The organism is Pauljensenia sp. UMB10120 (assembly GCF_030212035.1).
Classification (GTDB): domain Bacteria; phylum Actinomycetota; class Actinomycetes; order Actinomycetales; family Actinomycetaceae; genus Pauljensenia; species Pauljensenia radingae_A.
Window position 1 is genome coordinate 249,926 of sequence record NZ_JASODH010000003.1, and the last position, 19,862, is coordinate 269,787.

The 19,862-nt window shown below is 59.7% G+C and carries 16 protein-coding genes, 3 tRNA genes and 1 pseudogene; 8 read left to right on the forward strand and 12 right to left on the reverse strand.

All coding sequences use genetic code 11. The features are described from left to right. Positions 1-124 precede the first annotated feature (124 nt). The 3 genes from QP093_RS04560 (at position 125) to QP093_RS04570 (ending at position 445) form a co-directional block, all read left to right on the forward strand. Positions 125-197 (forward strand) — tRNA-Glu (locus QP093_RS04560). Between the two features lie 73 nt (positions 198-270). After that, positions 271-344: transfer RNA gene (locus QP093_RS04565), tRNA-Asp, on the forward strand. 25 nt (positions 345-369) lie between these two features. Continuing rightward, positions 370-445, forward strand: a tRNA-Phe gene (locus QP093_RS04570). 63 nt (positions 446-508) lie between these two features. Here QP093_RS04570 and QP093_RS04575 read toward each other — a convergent pair. The 3 genes from QP093_RS04575 to QP093_RS04585 form a co-directional block, all read right to left on the reverse strand. Further along, entirely contained in the window at positions 509-1,900 is a 1,392-nt protein-coding gene (locus QP093_RS04575) for a DUF2254 domain-containing protein (RefSeq protein WP_285015022.1), read from the reverse strand. 301 nt (positions 1,901-2,201) lie between these two features. Beyond that, a complete protein-coding gene (locus tag QP093_RS04580) occupies positions 2,202-3,962 on the reverse strand; it encodes an ABC transporter permease/substrate binding protein (RefSeq protein ID WP_285015024.1) in 1,761 nt (586 codons plus the stop codon). Further along, positions 3,962-5,266, reverse strand: coding sequence for a quaternary amine ABC transporter ATP-binding protein (locus tag QP093_RS04585; protein WP_285015026.1), 1,305 nt, complete (start codon positions 5,264-5,266; stop codon positions 3,962-3,964). Before QP093_RS04585 ends, QP093_RS04580 begins: the two co-directional genes overlap by 1 nt. A 524-nt stretch (positions 5,267-5,790) precedes the next feature. Between QP093_RS04585 and QP093_RS04590 the strand changes: the two genes are divergently transcribed. Further along, positions 5,791-6,759: a Sir2 family NAD-dependent protein deacetylase gene (locus tag QP093_RS04590; RefSeq protein WP_285015027.1), complete on the forward strand. Its 969-nt coding sequence runs from the start codon at positions 5,791-5,793 to the stop codon at positions 6,757-6,759. 44 nt (positions 6,760-6,803) lie between these two features. Here QP093_RS04590 and QP093_RS10015 read toward each other — a convergent pair. After that, positions 6,804-7,022: pseudogene (locus QP093_RS10015) on the reverse strand (YdeI/OmpD-associated family protein); the annotation flags it as partial. Here QP093_RS10015 and QP093_RS04595 point away from each other — a divergent pair. The 4 genes from QP093_RS04595 to QP093_RS04610 all read left to right on the forward strand — a co-directional run bounded on the left by QP093_RS04595 (position 6,963) and on the right by QP093_RS04610 (position 8,872). After that, a complete protein-coding gene (locus QP093_RS04595) occupies positions 6,963-7,337 on the forward strand; it encodes a hypothetical protein (RefSeq protein WP_285015028.1) in 375 nt (124 codons plus the stop codon). The pseudogene QP093_RS10015 and the gene QP093_RS04595 sit on opposite strands and share 60 nt — an antisense overlap. Positions 7,338-7,626: 289 nt before the next feature. After that, entirely contained in the window at positions 7,627-8,115 is a 489-nt protein-coding gene (locus QP093_RS04600) for a phage holin family protein (RefSeq protein WP_082628598.1), read from the forward strand. Then, positions 8,112-8,420 (forward strand): DUF3618 domain-containing protein, encoded by a 309-nt coding sequence (locus QP093_RS04605; protein ID WP_285015032.1) that lies wholly within the window; start codon positions 8,112-8,114, stop codon positions 8,418-8,420. Before QP093_RS04600 ends, QP093_RS04605 begins: the two co-directional genes overlap by 4 nt. A gap of 173 nt (positions 8,421-8,593) precedes the next feature. Next, entirely contained in the window at positions 8,594-8,872 is a 279-nt protein-coding gene (locus tag QP093_RS04610) for a DUF3073 domain-containing protein (protein WP_285015096.1), read from the forward strand. Positions 8,873-9,408: 536 nt separating this feature from the next. Here QP093_RS04610 and purM read toward each other — a convergent pair. From purM to QP093_RS04650, 8 genes are all read right to left on the reverse strand, one after another. Continuing rightward, positions 9,409-10,557, reverse strand: coding sequence for a phosphoribosylformylglycinamidine cyclo-ligase (gene purM / locus QP093_RS04615; protein ID WP_480289596.1), 1,149 nt, complete (start codon positions 10,555-10,557; stop codon positions 9,409-9,411). 96 nt (positions 10,558-10,653) lie between these two features. After that, positions 10,654-12,399 carry an amidophosphoribosyltransferase gene (gene purF, locus QP093_RS04620; RefSeq protein WP_285015097.1) on the reverse strand — a complete coding sequence of 582 codons (1,746 nt, stop codon included), beginning with the start codon at positions 12,397-12,399 and terminating at the stop codon, positions 10,654-10,656. Between the two features lie 152 nt (positions 12,400-12,551). Next, a complete protein-coding gene (mnhG, locus tag QP093_RS04625) occupies positions 12,552-12,905 on the reverse strand; it encodes a monovalent cation/H(+) antiporter subunit G (RefSeq protein WP_285015037.1) in 354 nt (117 codons plus the stop codon). Continuing rightward, complete coding sequence (locus QP093_RS04630; RefSeq protein WP_285015038.1) at positions 12,905-13,405, reverse strand: MrpF/PhaF family protein; 501 nt, start codon at positions 13,403-13,405, stop codon at positions 12,905-12,907. The genes mnhG and QP093_RS04630 overlap by 1 nt, the downstream gene beginning before the upstream one ends. Further along, on the reverse strand, positions 13,402-14,460 hold the full coding sequence (locus tag QP093_RS04635) for a Na+/H+ antiporter subunit E (RefSeq protein WP_285015041.1): 1,059 nt from the start codon (positions 14,458-14,460) through the stop codon (positions 13,402-13,404). The genes QP093_RS04630 and QP093_RS04635 overlap by 4 nt, the downstream gene beginning before the upstream one ends. Further along, positions 14,457-16,370: a Na+/H+ antiporter subunit D gene (locus QP093_RS04640; RefSeq protein ID WP_285015043.1), complete on the reverse strand. Its 1,914-nt coding sequence runs from the start codon at positions 16,368-16,370 to the stop codon at positions 14,457-14,459. The genes QP093_RS04635 and QP093_RS04640 overlap by 4 nt, the downstream gene beginning before the upstream one ends. Beyond that, complete coding sequence (locus QP093_RS04645) at positions 16,367-16,885, reverse strand: Na(+)/H(+) antiporter subunit C (protein ID WP_285015044.1); 519 nt, start codon at positions 16,883-16,885, stop codon at positions 16,367-16,369. Before QP093_RS04645 ends, QP093_RS04640 begins: the two co-directional genes overlap by 4 nt. Continuing rightward, the gene (locus QP093_RS04650; RefSeq protein ID WP_285015045.1) at positions 16,885-19,848 is read right to left on the reverse strand and encodes a Na+/H+ antiporter subunit A; all 2,964 of its coding nucleotides are present in this window, start codon (positions 19,846-19,848) and stop codon (positions 16,885-16,887) included. The genes QP093_RS04645 and QP093_RS04650 overlap by 1 nt, the downstream gene beginning before the upstream one ends. Positions 19,849-19,862 lie beyond the last annotated feature (14 nt).

Consider the following 19,862-nt stretch of genomic DNA (forward strand, 5'->3'; position numbering starts at 1 on the left):
CTAGCCTAGAAGCTTCCAGGCTCATTTGCGTTCGGTGAGAGGCTTCACATGGATCCGTTTTGCACTCGGAGGTCATTCCTGCTTATTATTCTACTCGTCGCCGAACGACAAGTTCGTGGACAAGGCCCCCATCGTCTAGAGGCCTAGGACACCGCCCTTTCACGGCGGCGACACGGGTTCAAATCCCGTTGGGGGTACGATCCGTGTCAGCCCTGCTGGGACGGGTTCAACAAGTGAATAAGGTAGACTTTTCAGGTCTCACTTTTTCGAGGCCCCGTAGCGCAGTTGGTTAGCGCGCCGCCCTGTCACGGCGGAGGTCGCGGGTTCAAGTCCCGTCGGGGTCGCTGACCCACCTTTTGGTGGGGTTTTGGCTCTGTAGCTCAGTTGGTAGAGCGTTCGACTGAAAATCGAAAGGTCACCGGATCGACGCCGGTCGGAGCCACCACTGCTTCAGCTCGCAAAATTCACGCGAGTTTCTTTCGAAATCATTGTCGAGCGCCATTTCGCGTTAGTCTTCATCGTCTTGCGCTTCCTCGTCGTCAATGATTTCTTCACGAGGTCCCTCAACTCTGAGCATGGAACGCAAACTTTCGACGGAAGTCAGTTGCTGTGCGAGCTCCACATCGTGTTGATGAACGAATCCCTGCTCCGCCCCTTCGATCAGTCGCTGGCGTTCATCTTCGACAAATTCCTGCACCTCTGCAATATCAACACCTGAATCTTTCTCCAGCGCTTCTTCAATGATGATCAGCAGTCTCAGCAGTTCGAATGTGACATCCGGGCTGTGGGAACAGAACCTTCGGATGGGAACGACAAAATCTTTCAAGAAATCTCGCACAGTCGGGGTCGGCACAGATGCAACGGGCTGCCCCTTATCGTTCAGAATCACCTCATGATTCGGAGGTGAGACAACCAGGCCTCGCAGCACCGGTGTTGCTCTGGTGATCACGTGTCGCCCAGTTGACGGGTCGTTGGTTCCAGTGGACAACGCTCGCACGACGATGTCTGCCAACTGGTGAAAAGACAAGCGCAAATCCTGGTCGGACACGCGTTCAGCTTCAACAGACACCGCTGAGTCGGCCAGTTTGCGAAGCTCGTCGCCACTGAGCTCACTGTCTGAGGTGTCAGCAGCAGATGTCCCACGTCGTTCGGCCCACGCCCACGCGTAGGTATGTCCGGCACTTACTGCATCGCCGGGCGCGACGGTGAACACGACGCGCTGTCCGTGTTTGCGAGCCCACCTTGCCGCCGCTTCCACATCAATGGAACGCACATATCCCGAGAAGTGCCCACGAACGTCATGCGCGTGCGGTGGGATCTCGGGGATCTGGCAGGCGACGTCCCATTTCTCTCGGTGCGCATCCAGGAGACGTTCTGCACGCGTGGCTACCTGCTCAATAATTGCGTCCACTCGCACCATTCGCACCACCGCGCTGACATACCAGACGAAAGTCGCGATAGCCAGAAATACCAGCAGCATTGCGATCGCCATAGCGAGCTGCGGAGGGGTCTCGCGTGACTCGGCTGATACCGAGCGTTGCAACACAACAACGTAGACGAATACGCCGATGAATACGCCAAAGATTCCTTTCACAGCCCGGGACTGGATGTAGTCGCGCAGCAACTGGTGGGAAAACTGACCAGAAGCCACCTGCAACACGATCAGTGTCATGGAAACCGTGGTCGTCAGCACCGTCAGCATGGAGGAGGCGATGAAGCCCAACAGAGAGGATGCTGCCGAGATATCTCCGGGCCAGAAGATTCGAGAAATGAGCCATTGAGTGGGCCATGAGATCGGTGCCAGGACTCCCGCCGCTATCGTGGCAAGGAGGGCGGCTACGAGCGGTGGCACCCACAGCTGATTCGATACCAGATACTTGATGCGGCGAAAGAAGGTCATAGCGCAATAGTAGTTAGAGACCGGATTGCGCCGACTTACATTGACCGAGCTTCGCTCAGACCACTCTGGAGGACGGCACATGAGCGAATAACTGCATGCTCGATATCCTGATGACGTCGAGTAACAGCTGCAACGTCAACACACAGCGTAGGCGATCACGTTGCCACAGATAGTACTGCGGCGGCACAGCCCCGGCACAACGCCGTGAGCCATACCGCCGCAGCAAACAATTCCCACGTCCACAGTTCAGTGAGCCAGACTTCCACTGCCAAGTGGACCTAGACTGCTCATGGACAAATCGTTACTGCTCCACGCGGAACAGATCCATCACGTCCGGATTATCCTCAAGCCACGCCTGAGTATCCCCGACCAGGTTCTTGCCTTCTTTCTCGTTCAGGACATAGTTTTCCAGCGAGTACAGCTGTTCGTCCGTCAACGTCAGGTCACGGATCATATCCGCGATTTCGGGGAACTCGTCGGAGAATCCGTCACGGGAGAAGGAGTGAACCTCCTCTGCACCGCCCAGCGCCTCATTCGGGTCCTCAAGATCACGGATGTCGAACGCGTCGTATGCCCAGTGAGGCGACCACAAGGTGACGACAATATCGTCTCCGGAATCCATTGCCCCCTTAAGGGCACCGAGCATGGTGGCGGTCGAAGAAATCTTGAAGTCCATTCCCTCTAGGCCGTACTGTGGGATGACCTCATCCTCAGTGACCTGAGTCAGGCCGGCACCGGCATCAATTCCGATGATCTCATTGTTGAAGACATCAGCATTGTCAGCCAGCTCCTCAAGTGACTGGATCGGAGCATCTGAGTTGACCGCGATGGTGAGCTTGGCGTTGTCGTACCACACGCCCAGGTCTTCAATTCGGTCACCATACTTTTCGACATAGTCGGCGTGTGTGATTGGCAGCCAGCCATCCATCAGCAGATCGAAATCGCCCTCGGCCAGCCCCGTGAAGATGACGCCGACTTCCGCGTCCTGCAGCTCGACGTTATAGCCCTGTTCTTCGAGGGCGACCTTAGCGAGGTTCGACATGACGATTCCTTCATCCCAGCCGGACGGAACGCCGATGCGGATGGTGTCACGTGCCGTCGCCGATGAGCCACCGGCAACGGTACCAACGATTGTCCACCCGAATGCGAGGACGAGGGAGGCGATCAGCGCTATCGGCTTCACCAGACGATCAGTCAGGCTTCTGGGCGCCGCATCTGACTGTGCGTGCCGCCCGCTACGCGACCCCGTGACCCTGTCAAGGAACATGGCTAGAATGACGACCGACAGGCCTGCTTCAGCGCCGAGAGACATGTTCACTCGGTTCAGCGCGGTCACCACGTCAGCACCGAGGCCGCCCGCACCGACCATGCCGGCGATGACCACCATGGACAGTGACAACATGATGACCTGGTTGATGCCACCCATGATCGTTTGCTTAGCCAGGGGCAGTTGTACCTGGAACAGCACACGTCGTGGAGTCGCGCCAAAGGCGTAGGCCGACTCGACAACTTCCTTGTCGACCTGTTTGATGCCTAGTTCTGTGAAGCGGACTGCCGGCGCGATTGCAAACAGGATCGTCGCCACGATCGCTGGCACGACGCCCACCGAGAAGAGAACCACGAAAGGAATCAGGTACACGAACGCAGGCATTGTCTGCAGGAAGTCCAAGATGGGTCGCAGCGTATAGGAGGCCCGTTTCGATCGAGCCGCCCAAATACCCAGTGGAATGCCGATCAGAACGGCGATCGCTGATGCCAACAGCACCAGTGACAGCGATTGCATGGCATTGGTCCATTGATCAATACCCCACACAATGCTGAAGCCAATGAAAGTGCCAAGGGCCAGCTTCCAGCCTTTGGCCCACCATCCGAGCAGCGTGAAGACCAGGAGCCAGACCCAGAACGGCGGGGTGAGCAGAATCGTCTGGAGAAGTTCGTTAATCGACTGGAAGATCCACGAAACAACGCTGAAGAATGCACTCCAGTTCGCGATCATCCATTCAACGGCGTCAGCAACCCAGCGTCCAAGCGGGATGCGGATCGATTCGAAAAATTCCACCATCAGTGTTTACCTCCCTGCTCGCTTGCAGGTACAGCATGGGCCGCATCAGCCATTTCAGTTGCCTGAGTGGCTTGTCCCGTCCGGTTTGCATCACTGGTGATGGGCACGCTCGTGTCTTCTTTTCCAGCGCCCTGTCCTAGTGCGCGCAGCAGCGCGACACGTGAAATGACGCCAAGCAGCTGGCCGTCATCTGCCACCACGGGTACGGGTATGGGTCGCGTGGCGGACGGCATGATGATGTCCGACAGAGACGTGTCCGGCGAGATTCCAGGGTGCGTGGGGTGCACGAGGTCGCTGATAGTTCGCAGCTGCGGATCATGGGCGAGGGCCGCTGCAATTTCATCGGCTTCCACGTATCCATGCAGATGGCGGTCCCCTGAGGAAATCACCCAGCCGCCCTGCAGATCCACTTCTTCGAGCTTGTGCAGCACGACGCGTGGACCGTCGTCAAGGTAGATGCGTGCAACCGGTTTGTTCATAATGGCCGACGCGGTGATCACGCGCGAACGGTCCACGTCGCGCACGAAGCGCGCCACGTATTCGTTGGCTGGTTGCGTCAGAATCTCTTCAGCTGTGCCGACTTGGACGATTTCACCGTCACGCATCACGGCGATGCGGCTGCCCAGCAGCATGGCTTCGTTCAGGTCGTGAGTAATAAAGACGATGGTGCGCTGAGAACGTGCCTGAATTTCAAGAAGAAGTTCTTGCATATCACGGCGAATCAGCGGATCGAGGGCGGAGAAGGCCTCGTCCATGAGCAGGATGTCGCCGGGAGCGCACAGCGCGCGAGCCAGGCCCACTCGCTGCTGCATGCCGCCTGACAGTTCAGACGGATAGAAGTGTTCGCGGCCCTCCAGACCAGCGATCTTCAGCTCTTCCATAGCTTTTTCTTCGCGTTCCTGCTTGCCTACTCCGGCGATTTCAAGCGGGTAGGCAGCATTCTCCAGCACTGTGCGGTGCGGCAGCAGTGCGAAGTGCTGGAAGACCATGGACATGGATTCGCGGCGCACATCTCGAAGTCCTGCCGGTTTCAGTTTCGTGATGTCAGTGCCTTTGACTTTGACACTTCCCGCAGTGGCGGGTCCAAGGCCGTTTAGGGTTCTTAACAGTGTTGATTTTCCAGAACCGGATAGTCCCATGACGACGAAGATTTCGCCTTCTTCAATGTTCAGGGACACATTATTCACTGCGACAGTTGCATGTGTGATGGATGACGGATCTGCACCATTTCGTAGTTTGTCAACTACCTGCTGCTTATCTCGTCCGAATATCTTATAAACATGATCACATTCGAGGATACTCATAGTTCCCTTCGAGTAAGAGCCAGCTGCTCGAATACTGCTCGCACAGACGTGTCGGGGCTTCAGCCAGCTGATGGGCATTCAGTTTCCAGGCGCTAATGACCACCACCTTCCATTTCGTCAGGTACACAGATCCTTTCGAATATTTCAAAGAAATGTGCCTGCTTCAAACGCAAAACTGTCGCCACATACGCAGACGAATCGGACGGGTTCTCACGATCCAGGCGGCATGAAAGAGAACAAATTCGCTGCTCCTGGCCGGTAAACTCCTAGGAGCGCAGTCCTGCCACACGGCGCTTCAGTGACTGATATTCACCTCCTCAAATGTGACAGATGCAACAGATTCCGATTCGAAAAGACACGATATACTTTATCCTCATTGTGCTGATCAAACACGGTCCGTGTCCTTCGTGGGCAAACCGCCTCACACGCTAGGACCAGTCGTTGAACGGCTCCTGACGCATCCTGTTACGCCACGTAAACACTTCGAAATCACGCCTTCTGCTCACTCACGATAGTCTGACAGCGTGGCTCACCATTCGATTGAGGATTACTTCCCCGACGGCAACATCCCTAACCTGCGGATCAAGAACACGCCCGTGCCTCCGGCTGAAGATGCGCGACCCGATCCCACGGATGTGCCGGCCGCCCTCGAACCTGTTGTCGAACTGCTCGACGGTAAGCTCATCGCGGTGATCACCGGTGCGGGAATTTCCACGGACTCCGGCCTGCCGGATTACCGATCCCCCGGCGCAGTTGACCGACACCCCATGACACTGCAGCAGTTCATGTCTGACGAGTCGTACCGCCGTCATTACTGGGCGCGCAACCATTCCGGCTGGCTCGCGCCTCTGCGCGCACAACCCAACGCCGGCCACCTCGCCCTGGCGCAGATGGAACGTGACGGGATCATCGACGGCGTCATTACGCAAAACGTCGACATGCTGCACGCCCGAGCCGGCACCCACTCACTGGTCAACCTGCATGGCCGCTTTGACCGCGTCATGTGCACCAGTTGCCACAGAATTTTTCCGAGGGCGGCCCTGCACAAGCGCCTCGTTGAGCTCAACCCCACGTGGCAGATCAGCATTGACGAGGGGGACGTCGCGCCCGATGCCGATCTGGATGTGGGCGACACAAGTGGTTTCGTCATCGCCAACTGCCCGGCGTGCGGAGGCATTTTGCGAACTGACGTTGTTTTCTTCGGCGGCACCGTCCGTCCACATATTGTCCGCGCGGCGCGCACCCTGGTTGAGAAAGCTGATGCGCTGCTGGTGGCAGGCTCATCCCTTGCCGTAGGCTCAGCGATGCGTTTCGTGCGCCAGGCTCATCACGAGGACAAGCCCATCGCGATTATCAATCGCGGCGCGACGCGGGGGGATCGTTTCGCACAGGTGAGGGTCAACATAGGGACGTCCACGGCGCTGCCGTATCTGGCTGAACGGCTCCACGCTTCTGCCGCCCCGCGCCAGGCGCGGCCTGTTTTTTCGCGATGAGGGCACCCCGGCCAACAAGACAGGCGGCGTTTGCCTTCATCAAGCTCTTCAAGAGTGCGTCGGATGCGTCGCTGGCGCGTAGCTTCCTGCTTCGCACTGGTGACCCAGCAGATAAATTCGTTGCGCGCAAGGGTGGTGATGTCACGCCACGCGGTTTCAGCCGTAGCGAGAATTTTGCGACCCTTTCGGGGCACAATAGGTCTATGTCTGATTCGCGCGGCTTTCGGAAGCGGTGGTGGCGGCCCTGTTCGTGGTTCCGCCATTCATCAGTGGATCAGTCCGCAACCGACGATTCCGCGTCCGAGTCGTCGACGCTGGAGCTCGAGCCGGACGGGTCATCGAACACTGAAATGGACGAGTCAGTTACCCCTTCGGGCAAAGATGGCGACTCGCCCAGCCACCCTCGTCAATCTGACGATGCGGATAATGAAGCGGGCGGCGACGGTGGTGAGCTGTCTGCGGCCGATCGCAGCACCCACAATCATATGAGTGAGTTGCCTGAGGAAAGCCTGCGCGTCCTTGAGAAAGCGCAGGAAGTCTTCTCGCAGCTGCCAGGGCCTATCGCACCTGAACGCTGACGCAGCAACCGCTCTGGCTGCCGGCGCCTGGCCTGGCTCTCGGTCGCGGATCGCCGCCTGCGCACGAGCTGTCTCCCGGCCGCAGAGGACTCCCGCACAAGGCTTAGATCTCGCCTAAAACCCGCCGCCCGCGCACGACCTACCTCCCGTTGCGCGCATGGAGGAAATCCGGTCGGATTTTACTGTCCACTGCACCAAAAAGCTCCAAATCTGCAACACTTGGGTTTATACACTTCTAACAGGCGAGTTAGAAGGCCGAAATCACTGACGGCGCGAAGGAGAATCATCCATGTCGACGAACCGCTTCCGCTCGAACTCGAGCGCGCAGCCGGTCACTTCGACGTCCGATACGACTCGGACGTCCTATACAGCAACCGACGCGAATGCATCACGAAAATCAGGGCCGACCATCGGTGAGCTCTTTGCCACCCTGTCCGCTCAGCTCACTACGTTGGTGCGTGGTGAGATTGAACTGACGAAGACGAAGGCAACCGCATTCCTGGGAAAGATCGGCATGGGTGGCGGCCTGCTCGCTGGAGCAGCCGTTTTCGCACTGTTCATGCTGGGCTGGATTTTCCACACGATCGAGCTCGGCATTGCACAAGCTCTGCCTCGTTGGGCGGCATCGCTGATCGTTGTCGGAATTCTCCTCATCATCGTGTTGATTCTGGCGCTGGTTGGTGTCTCCGCCCTGAAGAAGGCAAAGGAAGACACGCCTGCTCCTCAGGAAGGCCTGAAAGATGACGTCGATGCGCTGAAGAAGGGATTGGGTAAATGAGCCAGTCAGAACCCCGCAAAGCTGAAGGTCGTTCCCCCGAGGAGATTGAGCGCGAACTGGAGCGCACCCGCGCACAGATGAGCGTCACCGTTGACGAACTGGTGAAAACCATCAGCCCGTCCAACCAGGCTCGCCTCGCGAAGGAAGCTGCACAGGAGAAGGCCAAGGATTACCAGGCCAAAGCACAGTTACTGGTCGACGATGCCCGTGCGGGTGATTCAGACGCCATCATGAAAGTTGCGGCGGCAGCGATGGGCGTGAGCGCCCTCGTGGGCCTCGTGATCTTCAGGATCGTCAAACGCTGAATCGCCACGTCATCCTCGTGTAGAGGTTCTCGGCCCGCAGGCGACACGATGTCTCATGTCACACGAATAGGTGACATGGCTTTGAACACGCTATGATGTGGACACGACAGAATTTTGACCAACATAGGACACCGCTTTACGCGGATCCGCACACCGTGGAGGGGGTCGACGCCATGGGGCGCGGCCGTCAGAAGGCCAAGCAGACGAAAGTCGCACGTAAGCTGAAGTATTTCAGTCCCGATACTGATCTGGAAGCCCTCCAGAGAGAGCTGGCTGCCGAGCGTAAGGGAGCCGATCCAGATGACCCATACGCAAAATACATCGACGATGACGATCAGCAGGATGATTCCTATGAGGATCTGTACGAAGACCGTTACGCCGACATGTTCGCGGATGAGGAAGACGAGGACGATGACTACGGCGCATACGAAAGCGACCAGAGTTCACGCTGAGTGACGTCCACTGTGACGTACGTTGTTTCACACGATTGACGAGGGCGGCGCGCTACGCACCGTCCTCGTTTTATGTTTGCGCGCGACGCGGCGCCCGGAGTCCGCGGATTGACGGCACATTTCCCTTGGATCTAACTGAGCTGTGTGCACAACCCCCTGGATCTAAGCCACCGGTGTGCACGAACCCCTGGTTCTAACCCGTTCGCGCGCACAATCCCCTAGATCTTCCGATTTGCGTGCACAACCCCCTAGATTTAACCGGAGTTCATTTCTCGCGTTTTACATATGCGCAGGTCAGGAGCCAGATGTACTGCCGCGCGCATCCGCAGGTGGGGTTTATCTAGGGGATCGTGCACAAATCACTTTAGATCTAGGGGATTGTGCGAGAAAACTGTTTAGATCTAGGGGGTTGTGCATAGGGTGCAGCGAACGCGGGGCCTGGTGTGCGACAACCGGTGGACGACAGCCTGCACGCGGCGCAGCGAACGCGGTGCACTCCACCATAGCCGCTGGCATCAGCCTGCTACCGAAGCCGCTCAGCTCACGCGATAACTGCCGGATAGCGCCACGGCCCCGGCATCGACTCCCTTGGCACCGCAGATCAGTCGCGGCTGGGACGTGCTCAAGGCGGCTCCCGTTGTGGCATGGCCCGCTGCAGCAGTGCGTTCTACGGAAGAGCCTTCAGCAGCAGTGCGTTCTGCAGCAGGACGTTCTGCAGCGGAACCCTCTGAGGCGATGACCTCGCCCAGCACCCACGCCTCTATCCCAGCGTCGGCAGCGAGCGACATGCACTGGTCAGCAGTGGACTGCCCGACTACAGCGACCATGCCAACACCCAGGTTCAGTGAATCCTCCAGAGCTTCCCATGTCACGTCACCGTTGCGGCGCACCCACTCGAACACGGCAGGCACAGTCCATGAACCACGATCCACAGTCGCGCACAAACCGCTGGGAATGACTCGGGACAAGTTGGCTCCCAATCCCCCGCCGGTGACGTGGCTCAGGGCGTGCAGGCCACCCTCGTCAACACCAAGAGAATCCAGCATGTCGAGGCACACACGGGTGTACAGACGTGTGGGTTCAAGCAGTTCCTCCCCCACTGTTCGACCGAAGTCGGCGCACTGCGATTCCAGAGAGGTTCCGGAGATGTCCAGAACGCGTCGCACCAGCGAATAACCGTTGGAATGCAGGCCAGATGATGCCAGAGCGATCACGGCGTCACCTTCGCGCACGCGGTCAGGGCCGATCATCTTGTCCGCGTCCACTACGCCGGTTGCAGCACCGGCGATGTCGTAATCGTCCGGATCCATCACTCCGGGATGCTCAGCAGTTTCGCCGCCCACCAGCGGGCAGTCGACTTGTTCGCACGCCTGGGCGATGCCGCGCACGATCGCCGCGATCTTTTCCGGCACAACCTTGCCGCACGCGATGTAATCAGTCATGAGCAACGGCCGCGCACCCACAACAACGATGTCATCAACGACCATGCCTACCAGGTCTTGGCCGATGGTGTCGTGAATATTCAGCGCCTGCGCCAACGCAATCTTCGTGCCCACACCGTCAGTAGAGGTGGCCAGCAGCGGGCGCGTCATTCCGAGCAGAGCGCTCGCATCGACCATGCCGGCGAACCCGCCGGTTGCTCCTACAACGGTGGAGTTATGCGTGCGGCTGATGGCGTTCTTCATCAGTTCCACCGCGCGGTCACCGGCCGCAGTGTCCACGCCTGCTGCCGCGTAATCAAGATGCTCGCTCACAAGATCCTCCGAGTTGTAGCTGTGTGACTAGACCGTTGCGCCCGGCGTGCCGGGGATGGGTGTGCCGCGTGTGACAGGTTCGGGGTACGCGCCGGTGAAACACCCTACGCACAGGTTATCGCCTTGCCCGGTTGCGCGGACCATGCCGGGAAGTGAGAGGTAGGCCAGCGAATCAGCACCAATGGAGCGACAGATTTCGTCCACATCCATCGACGAGGCAATCAGTTCCGCCCTCGTCGGAAAATCAATGCCGAAGAAGCAGGGCCACAGCACCGGCGGCGAGGAGATACGCACATGAACTTCCAGCGCGCCTGCTTCGCGCAGCATACGCACCAACGCGCGCTGAGTGTTCCCGCGCACGATCGAATCGTCGATGACGATGAGTCGTTTGCCGGCGATAACTTCCTTGAGCGGGTTGAGCTTGAGTCGGATACCCAGCTGACGCAGCGACTGCGTGGGCTGGATAAACGTGCGGCCCACATAGGAGTTCTTCACAAGTCCCTGCGCAAAAGGGATGCCTGATTCTTCGGCGTACCCGATCGCAGCGGGTGTTCCCGATTCGGGTGTCGGCATGACCAAGTCGGCCTCGGCCGGATTCTCCTTAGCCAGGATTGCTCCCATTTGCCGACGAGCCGCCACGATCTGACGATCCCCGATCACCGTGTCGGGGCGCGCAAGGTAGACGTATTCAAAGACACATGTTGCGCTGGCGGCCTGCGCAAACGTGTAGGAACGCACTCCAGAAGAGTCAATGACCACCAGTTCGCCCGGCTTGATTTCTCGCACGAACGAGGCGCCCACCAGATCCAGTGCAGACGTTTCCGAGGCGAGCACCCATCCGCGCGGCAGGCGTCCCAGCACGAGTGGACGGTATCCGTGCGGATCACGCGCACCATACATGGCGTGCTCGTCCATGAACACCAGTGAGAATGCGCCGCGCAGCAGTGGCAGAACCTTGAGCGCGGAGGGCACCAGTGAGCCATGATCCTCATCGTCGTCGGCTTCCCTGGCCTGGCGTATCGCCTCTGACAGGGCACCCTGATCGATTTCTCCGGATGCGCGGCGTGCGGCCTGGAATGCGGCTTTAGAAGGGCGGTCGGGCTGCGCATTGTCTGCTCCTGCGGGCGCGGTATCGGCTTGTGCGGTGGGCGTGGTGGGCTCGGAGTCGAGCACGGTCCGCGCGGCGGGCTTGGCAGATGCTGGTGCGGTAGTGGGTGCAGCGGACGTGGCTGCGTCGCCCTCGTCCACATCTTCGGCAGCCCCTTCTTCGCCGCGCCACGGGGCGGGCAACCGGTCAGCTTTACCCAGCAGGTCAGTAATGATCGAGGTGTCAGTGGTCGAATTTCGGTCTGCCCGGCGTTCGCCATGACTGATTTCATCGACGAGGGTGCTCAGCGCAGCCGTGTTGATCAGATTGCCGTTATGTCCTAGCGCGACTGTGCCCCACGGTGTCGGGCCGAGCGTGGGCTGGGCGTTGTGCCAGTTGTCTGCACCGGTGGTGGCGTAGCGGACATGTCCGAGGGCGATGTGTCCACGCAGACCTGTCAGGGTTTGCTCGTTGAACACTTGGTTGACCAGGCCCTGATCCTTGTACACGAGGATGTTGTTACCGTCAGAGGCGGCAATACCCGCCGACTGCTGGCCACGATGCTGCAGCGCGTACAGGCCAAAATATGTCAGGCGTGAAACATCTTCGCCTGGCGCCCACACGCCGAAAACGCCGCAATGGTCGTGTGGATGATCGTCAGTGTCGTCAGGAAGCGACATGCTCATAGTCACGCCTCTACTGTGTCATATCCACTGGTCGCAGAGCCAATCTTCAGACCATGAGATTGCACCCTTTTTAGGACTGTCGGGGCGTGGCTGAAGTTGGCGGGGCGTCATCCCATTCTGAGAGCAGGCCGAGGAAGCGCGACAGGAAACGATCAGGGCGCGTCAATCATCGACGAGGAGGACATGTCATCGGTCAGATCATCGACCAGAAGATTCTCTGAATCCCAATTCCCCGTGAGATAGGTCGCTCGACCCACGAGGTGCGACGACACGGGCGCGGTAATGACCTGCAGGACGAGGACTGCGACGGCGAGCACTGCCCAGCGCCAGTTATGTAATTCGAACGCCATGCCAACGCAGATGAACATCAGTCCGAGCAGCTGAGGTTTTGATGCCGCATGCATGCGCGTGAACAGATCCGGCATATTGATCAGGCCGATCGCTGCAATCAATGTAAAGGCCACGCCGATAAAGACCAGGATGGCGCCGATCCATTCCATCACCATCAGTGTTCCTCCTGCGTACCGTGTTCGGGGTCGTGCACCAGTTCCAGGTCGTGCGCTGCGTCAACGGCTCCCGTCTGGCGGGCATCGTGCACGCTGCGCTGAGCATCCTGGACGCTGCGCTGAGCGTCCTCAGTTTCTTCACGCTGAGCTTCTTCAGCCTGCCGCTCACGTTCAGCTACCTGCTCCTGGGCCTCTTCCTCACTCAGGATGCGCTGCTGGCTGCGGTCGATACGTGTGGCGAAGCGTGAGACCACGACGCCGGACATGAATGCGGTCAGCGCCAGAATGATGAGCAGGACGCTCAGGTCGTAGCGATGCCACCACACGATCATCACGGCGATCATCCCGATTCCCGCGGCCGTCAACACGTCGAATGCGACGGTTCGGTCCAGCAGACCGGGGCCTTTGGCAATGCGGATCGTGGCGAGTACTGCCGCGAGCACGGTCATAAGTCCTGTCAGGGCATGCAGGAGGTCAAGCGCTGAAAAGTCGCCGATCATTGATCCTCCTCACCACGCGCGCCAGGTTCACCGGCAGTGTCCGAGGGATGAGCATCACCGGGCTCTTCGGCATTGCCCGAGGCATGGGCATCGCCAGGTTCACCGGCAGTGTTCGAGGCAAAAGCATCACCCAAGCCTTGACCCTCCCCAGACTTCGTCGTCTCTGTTACGTCCAGCCCACGCTCTTCTTCCGGCACGACCTTTGTCAGATCCACCATTCCGGAAATGTCTCCCTGCGTGGCATCGCGCAAAGCCTTCGCGTGATCAACAGTGTCTCGAACATCGTCGCCGTGATTCCTCTGCGTCCCTTCGCCGGATGCGGGTTCCTCATGATGGTCCTCGCCGGTGGGCGTCACCTCACGCAGCGGCGGCTGAGCCTGAGTCGTCTCAACTGTGTCTTCGACGGGAACGCACCTCTCCGAGGCAGTCGGAGATTTCTTGTCCCACGACCAAATCGGCTTCACCGGCAGGTCAATCCCCCACTGCTCCAGGTGCTCGCTGGCTGCAATGGCACGCAGCATGCGTGCTTCCTGAGCGCGAATCGACTCTTTGACCCCGTCGATACCGCCTTGAGCCGGAACGTCAAGCACATGCAGGTACAGCCCGGCTGAAAGCCTGTCCACGCGCAGCACGACGGTCCCTGGCACCAGTGACGTCATTGCCGACTGAATCGTCAGGTGTACCGGGTTCGATGATCGCAGATCGACTCGCACGATCGCATTGTCCACGCGCTTATTGAGCAGCACGACTTTTGACACCTGCAGCCCGGCCACGATGACATCGCGCGTGAAGGTCAGCAGCACCCACAGCACGTACAGCGGACGGATATGCCACAGGCGAGTGATGTGCGGCAGTGGGAACGCCACCTGGACGGCGAGGGCGACCAGCACACCTGAAATAATCGTCAACCAGTCAAAATGTCCAAAGATCAGGCACCACATGATCGTCAGCCACAGCGTCATCGCGATGGAGAGGCGCTTACCCAGGGGGGTGTGGCGTCGTGACACGTGCGGTTCCGGCCCGGCCGGGTTCGACGAGGTTACTGAGGCTGTCATGATCGCCTCCCATCCTGCGATGTACCAACCTGCCCACGCGTTTCGCCACTTTGGTTACCGGCATCTGACTGGCCGCTTTGACCCGATTGTGCATCGCGCCCGGACTGGGCCGAATCCGACTGAGAATCGTGATCCGACTGAGGCGCGTCGCCCTCGCCCTCACTTTGCTGATCTTCAATGGGTGAAGCCGTGGGGTCAGGTGAGGGAACGACCGGCGTGGTGCCGCCCGATTCCGTATCTGACGTGCCGCTACCGCGCCCGTCGCCTCCCAGAACGGCGTTGATGTAGGGCGTGCGTGCCAGCTGGTCGCGCGCGCCTTCTTCCACATAATTCCAGATCGGTCCGGATAGTGCGGCCATCGCGATCTGCACGCCGACAAGGACGGCCACGGTTGCCGACATCAGTCGTGAGGTTCCTCCAGACTTCGCTTCCGCTTCAGTCAGCGCGGATCGAGCCACTTCCTGAGAGTGCTGGAGGGAGCTGCGCATAGTGCGCTGGGCTCGGTCAAACTGGCGTGACAGGCGCGACGAGCTATTCGATGACATACCCGGAATGGGCAGAGAGGAAGCCAATGCGAGCGGCGCATCATCTTCTGTTTGCCAAAACGCCTGATGCCACCATTTGATGACGACGTACAGCGTGAGGAACGAGGTGATGATGCCGCCTGCCAGCAGTGCCCATGCGCTGAACGTGCCCGCTTCGACAGATGCCTGCGCCAGGGCGAACTTCCCGATGAAACCGGTCAGGGGCGGAACACCCACCAGGTTGACACCGGCGATGAAGAACATGATCGACACGATGGGGGCGCTCCTGGCAAAACCGGACAGTTTGGCCAGCGATGTCGTTCCCGCTCGCCGTTCGATAAGACCAGCAATCAGGAACAGTGCCGTTTGCACCAGAATGTGGTGGGCCGCGTAATAAATGACTGCCGCGACACCCACACGCGAGGAGATCGCCAGGCCCCACACCATGAAACCGATGTGCGAGACCAGCGTGAAGGACAGCAGACGTTTAATGTCATCCTGGGCAACAGCCCCCAGGATGCCGCCGATCATGGTCGCAATGCCGACGACTGTCAGTATCGGGGCGAAGCGATCACCGGGGAAAAGCAGGACTTCAAGCCTGATCAGCGCGTACACGCCTACCTTCGTCATCAAGCCGGCGAACACTGCCGTCACGGGCGCCGGTGCCGTCGGGTAGGAGTCAGGAAGCCAGGCCTGCAGTGGGAACAACGCTGCCTTGATGCCGAAGGCCACCAGCAGCAGCATGTGGATCATCGTGGCCACGTTCTGGTCAATCTCCGGTAGGCGCAGCGCCAGTTGCGCCATGTTGACCGTGCCGGTGGCAGCGTAGGTCAATGCGATGCCGGCCAGGAAAATCGACGATGACAGCAGGGAGACGACCACGTACACAGCGCCCGCACGCACTCGCCCTCGCGTGCCGCCCAACATGGTCAGGACGAACGAGGCGGCCAGCAGGATCTCAAAACCCACGAACAGGTTGAACAGGTCACCGGTCAAAAATGCGTTAGCCACGCCTGCTGACAGAACCAGGAACGTCGGGAAGTAGATGGCGATCGGCATGTTCGGCTCGTCATCAGCCAGATTCTGAGCCAGGGAATAGACCAGAACGGCCAGCGTCACGATCTGAGAGACCACCAGGAACGCGCCGGAAACCCGGTCAACGACCAGCGTGATGCCGATGGGAGCGGCCCACGATCCCACGTCGAGGACGACGCGACCGGTGTGCGCCGCACCTGCCAGGACGACCGATGAAACGGTGGTCAGTGACAATGCGACCAGGGCGATGAGCTGTTGGATCTTCGGGTGCCGTGACAGCGCCAGCGCCAGTCCTGCGCTCAGCAATGGCAGTGCCACGGGAATGGGAACGAGCCAGTCCAGGGAGGTCATGGTCGGGCCTCCTTAGCGTCGTCAGCGTCATCAACGCCGTCAGCGTCGTCAGTGCCGTCCGCGTCATCTCCGTCAGATTGGGAATCCTCATCGTAGTTAATGTCTTCGTCCTCATCACCGGAGGAGGCCACATCCTGAGCCTCGGTAATTTCAGCTTCGGTGCGGCGCGCCAGCAGGCGGTCTTCCACGTCATCGACCACTTCATCGTGTCCGAGCAGTCGCCAGGAGCGGTACGCCAGTGCCAGGCCGAAAGCAGTGGTGCCCAACGAGAGCACGATGGAGGTGAGGATCATAGCCTGCGGCAGTGGATCAGCCATTGCCGTCGGGTCTTCACTGCCCAGCAGGGGTGGGCGTCCGGCTGCTCCACCGCCGGACAAAATCAAGACATTCACGCCGTGTGTGATCAGGCTCAGGCCGATGAAGATACGTGACAGGGTGCGCTCAAGCAGCAAGTACACGCCCGTGGCCACCAGAACTCCGGCGATCACCAGCATCGTCAGGGAAGCAACGCTCATCAGTGTTTCCTCCCTGTCTTTTGCTGTGAAATCGGGGTCGGAGCCTGCTGATCGATTTCAGCACCGGCCGAGGCCACCAGGTCCAGCACCAGGCCGACCACCAGGATGTACACGCCGACATCCAGGATCATGGCGGTGGTGAAATGAATGTCGCCCAGCACGCCGACGTCAATGGTCAGCGGCGTGGATTGGAGCACCGAGTTGCCATACAGCAATGGCATCAGCGCACCGCCGGCAGCCACGAACAGGCCCGTGCCCAGGACGCGACCCGCTGGAATCGGGATCGCTTCAGCCAACTCATAGCGCCCACCTGCCAGGTAGCGCAGGACAAAAGCCAGGCCTGCGACCACACCGCCAGAGAAGCCACCACCCGGATTGTTGTGACCGATCAGCAGCAGCCACAACGACACGACAATCATGGTCGGGAACAGCAGGCGGGTCACTACTTCCAGAACAGTTGAGCGGTCCTGGGAACGCAGGGCGGTTGCTGCAGGCAGGAAAGAGGTGGATTCCCTCGTCAAGTCACGCGGGGCACGCTCCACCCGTCCGACACGTGAGGACACGTAGATCAGCGAGGCGACACCTGTTGCCGTGACCAGCAGGACTGACAGCTCACCAACCGTGTCCCAGGCGCGGATATCCACCAGGATCACGTTGACGATGTTCTCGCCGTAGCCGAATTCGGAGGCCTCGTTAGGCATCAGCTCCGACACTGCGGAGTGGATACGCGCAGACGAGGCATACAGCCCGACAAACACAGTGCCGATCCCCATGAGCAGGGCGACGATGAAACGCCACCAGCGTGAACGTGCCAGCGGCCTGTCGGAGAAGAAGCGTGGGAGGCGGCGCAGCACGAGCACGAAAATCACCATCGACACCGATTCAACAACGATCTGCGTCAATGCCAGGTCAGGTGCGCCCTGCGATGCATACAGCACCGCCACACCTAGGCCCACACCACCGAGCGCGAAGACGGCGCGCATGCGTCGCCTGGAGCGGGCGGTGAGCAGAGCACAGATAATGATGACAATACCGATGCCGACCTGCAGTATGGAGTCCCACGGACGAATGACGTAGGTGCTGGGTCGGAAGATCAACACCGCAGAGCCCACACCGATCAGCATTGTCACGACGATTGTCGACAGGTCCCAGGGCAGCGAACCGCGCTGGATAAGTCGGGTGACGCGTGTTGCGATGATTTCCAGTTCACGCACCGACCAGGAGTAGATGTAAATGGCGGACAGCGGGGAGCGTGGCTTGGGTGAGATCAGCCCACTCGAATATCCAAACGCTGCCAGCAGCGCGCCACCTGCGAAAATGGCGAGTGTGATCAGTGCCGGTTCCCAGCCCGACCACCAGGCCACGTGTGCCGAGCCGTCCAGGTCGTACGCCCCGTGTAGTCTGAGCACGTCTTCCAGCCCGGTCGGCGCCAGCCCGATCAGTGCGCCGAGGGAAAGCAGGCAAATCGGGATCAGCATCAACAATGGGACGGGTTTGACGCGCACCAGCTGACCGTTTGCATCAACCTCAGGGGCTGATTTCTGGGTCACAGCAGCTGATCCTTCGGTGTTTTTCTTCTGCTCGGTCGGGGTCAGTGTGCGCGTCCCGAATGCGCCCCACCATGCGCGCCATGAGTATGCGACAGTCAGCATCGATCCGATTGCGATCACGGCAAGAACAATGAGGTCAAATAGGGTTGGCCCCGAGTATGCGGCCTGCGCCCCCGTCCACGGCGCTCCTGAACCTCCCAAAAGGGTGGAGATCATGGATTCTTTGCCGACATATCCCACTGTGATGGGAACACCCGCCATTGACAGGCATGCCAGCGCGGCAGCTACGGCAAGCACGGGAAGGCGTCGCGCCAGACCGGTCAGACGGCGAAGATCGCGCGTGCCGGTCGAGGATTCAACCGCACCGACTGTCAGGAACAGCGTGGATTTGAAGCACGAGTGTGCGATCAGCATGATCAGTCCTGCCACCATTGCGCCGTGACTGCCGAACCCGACTGTCGCTGTGATCAGCCCCAGTTGCGAGACGGTGCCGAATGCCAATACGAGTTTGAGGTCTGTTTGACGCAGTGCGCGCCACCCGCCCAGAACCATCGTGATCAGTCCAATAGTCACGATCAGCGGGGACCATAAAGCGATGTGGGTTGCACCGGGTGTCAGGCGGGCAACCAGGTACACACCTGCTTTGACCATTGCCGCCGCGTGCAGGTATGCGGACACAGGTGTGGGTGCAGCCATCGCGCCGGGCAGCCAGAAGTGAGCAGGGAAGAGCGCGCTCTTTGTGAATGCGCCGAGCAGGACGAGGACAGCCGCGGTCGCCACAAGCGGCGATCCGGCATCCATCGTGCCGTCGGCCAGGTTCGCGGCCAGCTCGGACAGGCGGAAGGAGCCGCCGGGAGCCAGGCCCCACATGACGAAGCCTGCGAACATGGCCAGTGAGCCTGATGTGGTGATCAGCAGTGCCTGCCGGGCTGCAGCTCGTGCGGGCCGGCGGTCAAAGTGGTGTCCGATCAGCAGGAATGACAAAAGCGATGTGGCTTCCCAGAAGGTGTACAGGCCCATCGTGTGGTCGACGGTGACCACGCCGAGCATGGCTCCGGCAAAGCCGACAAAGACTGCTGCGAATCGCCTGCTTCCAACCGCTGAGTGCCCAAAATACCGTGACGAGTACAGCAGGACGAGGGCACCCACGCCTCCCACGATCATCGTCATCAGCCACGACAGCATGTCCATGCGGAACCAGATGTCCAGATCCAGTCCCGGAACCCACATCACGTGTTCAGCTGGAATCGTGTCAGCATTGCCCGACAACACCTGGGAGGTATGGACCAGTGCCCACACGAACGCTGATCCTGGCACCAGGGCCAACAACATGAACGCAATGCGATGCAATCGCCCGACAAGCCACGGCGCTACAATTGCCGCGCATATATGCGCGGCAAGCAGCGTAATCATTCAGAACCTCCGCA

Excerpts from the sequence above, each read along its gene's own strand:
- QP093_RS04610 (WP_285015096.1), top strand. The coding sequence starts at position 8,594 with ATGGGGCGCGGCCGTCAGAAGGCCAAGCAGACGAAAGTCGCACGTAAG.
- purF (WP_285015097.1), bottom strand. The coding sequence starts at position 12,399 with ATGAGCATGTCGCTTCCTGACGACACTGACGATCATCCACACGACCAT.
- QP093_RS04605 (WP_285015032.1), top strand. The coding sequence starts at position 8,112 with ATGAGCCAGTCAGAACCCCGCAAAGCTGAAGGTCGTTCCCCCGAGGAG.
- QP093_RS04645 (WP_285015044.1), bottom strand. The coding sequence starts at position 16,885 with ATGAGCGTTGCTTCCCTGACGATGCTGGTGATCGCCGGAGTTCTGGTG.
- QP093_RS04595 (WP_285015028.1), top strand. The coding sequence starts at position 6,963 with ATGTCTGATTCGCGCGGCTTTCGGAAGCGGTGGTGGCGGCCCTGTTCG.
- QP093_RS04585 (WP_285015026.1), bottom strand. The coding sequence starts at position 5,266 with ATGAGTATCCTCGAATGTGATCATGTTTATAAGATATTCGGACGAGAT.
- QP093_RS04600 (WP_082628598.1), top strand. The coding sequence starts at position 7,627 with ATGTCGACGAACCGCTTCCGCTCGAACTCGAGCGCGCAGCCGGTCACT.
- mnhG (WP_285015037.1), bottom strand. The coding sequence starts at position 12,905 with ATGGTGATGGAATGGATCGGCGCCATCCTGGTCTTTATCGGCGTGGCC.
- QP093_RS04580 (WP_285015024.1), bottom strand. The coding sequence starts at position 3,962 with ATGGTGGAATTTTTCGAATCGATCCGCATCCCGCTTGGACGCTGGGTT.
- QP093_RS04635 (WP_285015041.1), bottom strand. The coding sequence starts at position 14,460 with ATGACAGCCTCAGTAACCTCGTCGAACCCGGCCGGGCCGGAACCGCAC.
- QP093_RS04575 (WP_285015022.1), bottom strand. The coding sequence starts at position 1,900 with ATGACCTTCTTTCGCCGCATCAAGTATCTGGTATCGAATCAGCTGTGG.
- QP093_RS04630 (WP_285015038.1), bottom strand. The coding sequence starts at position 13,405 with ATGATCGGCGACTTTTCAGCGCTTGACCTCCTGCATGCCCTGACAGGA.
- purM (WP_480289596.1), bottom strand. The coding sequence starts at position 10,557 with ATGAAGAACGCCATCAGCCGCACGCATAACTCCACCGTTGTAGGAGCA.
- QP093_RS04650 (WP_285015045.1), bottom strand. The coding sequence starts at position 19,848 with ATGATTACGCTGCTTGCCGCGCATATATGCGCGGCAATTGTAGCGCCG.
- QP093_RS04640 (WP_285015043.1), bottom strand. The coding sequence starts at position 16,370 with ATGACCTCCCTGGACTGGCTCGTTCCCATTCCCGTGGCACTGCCATTG.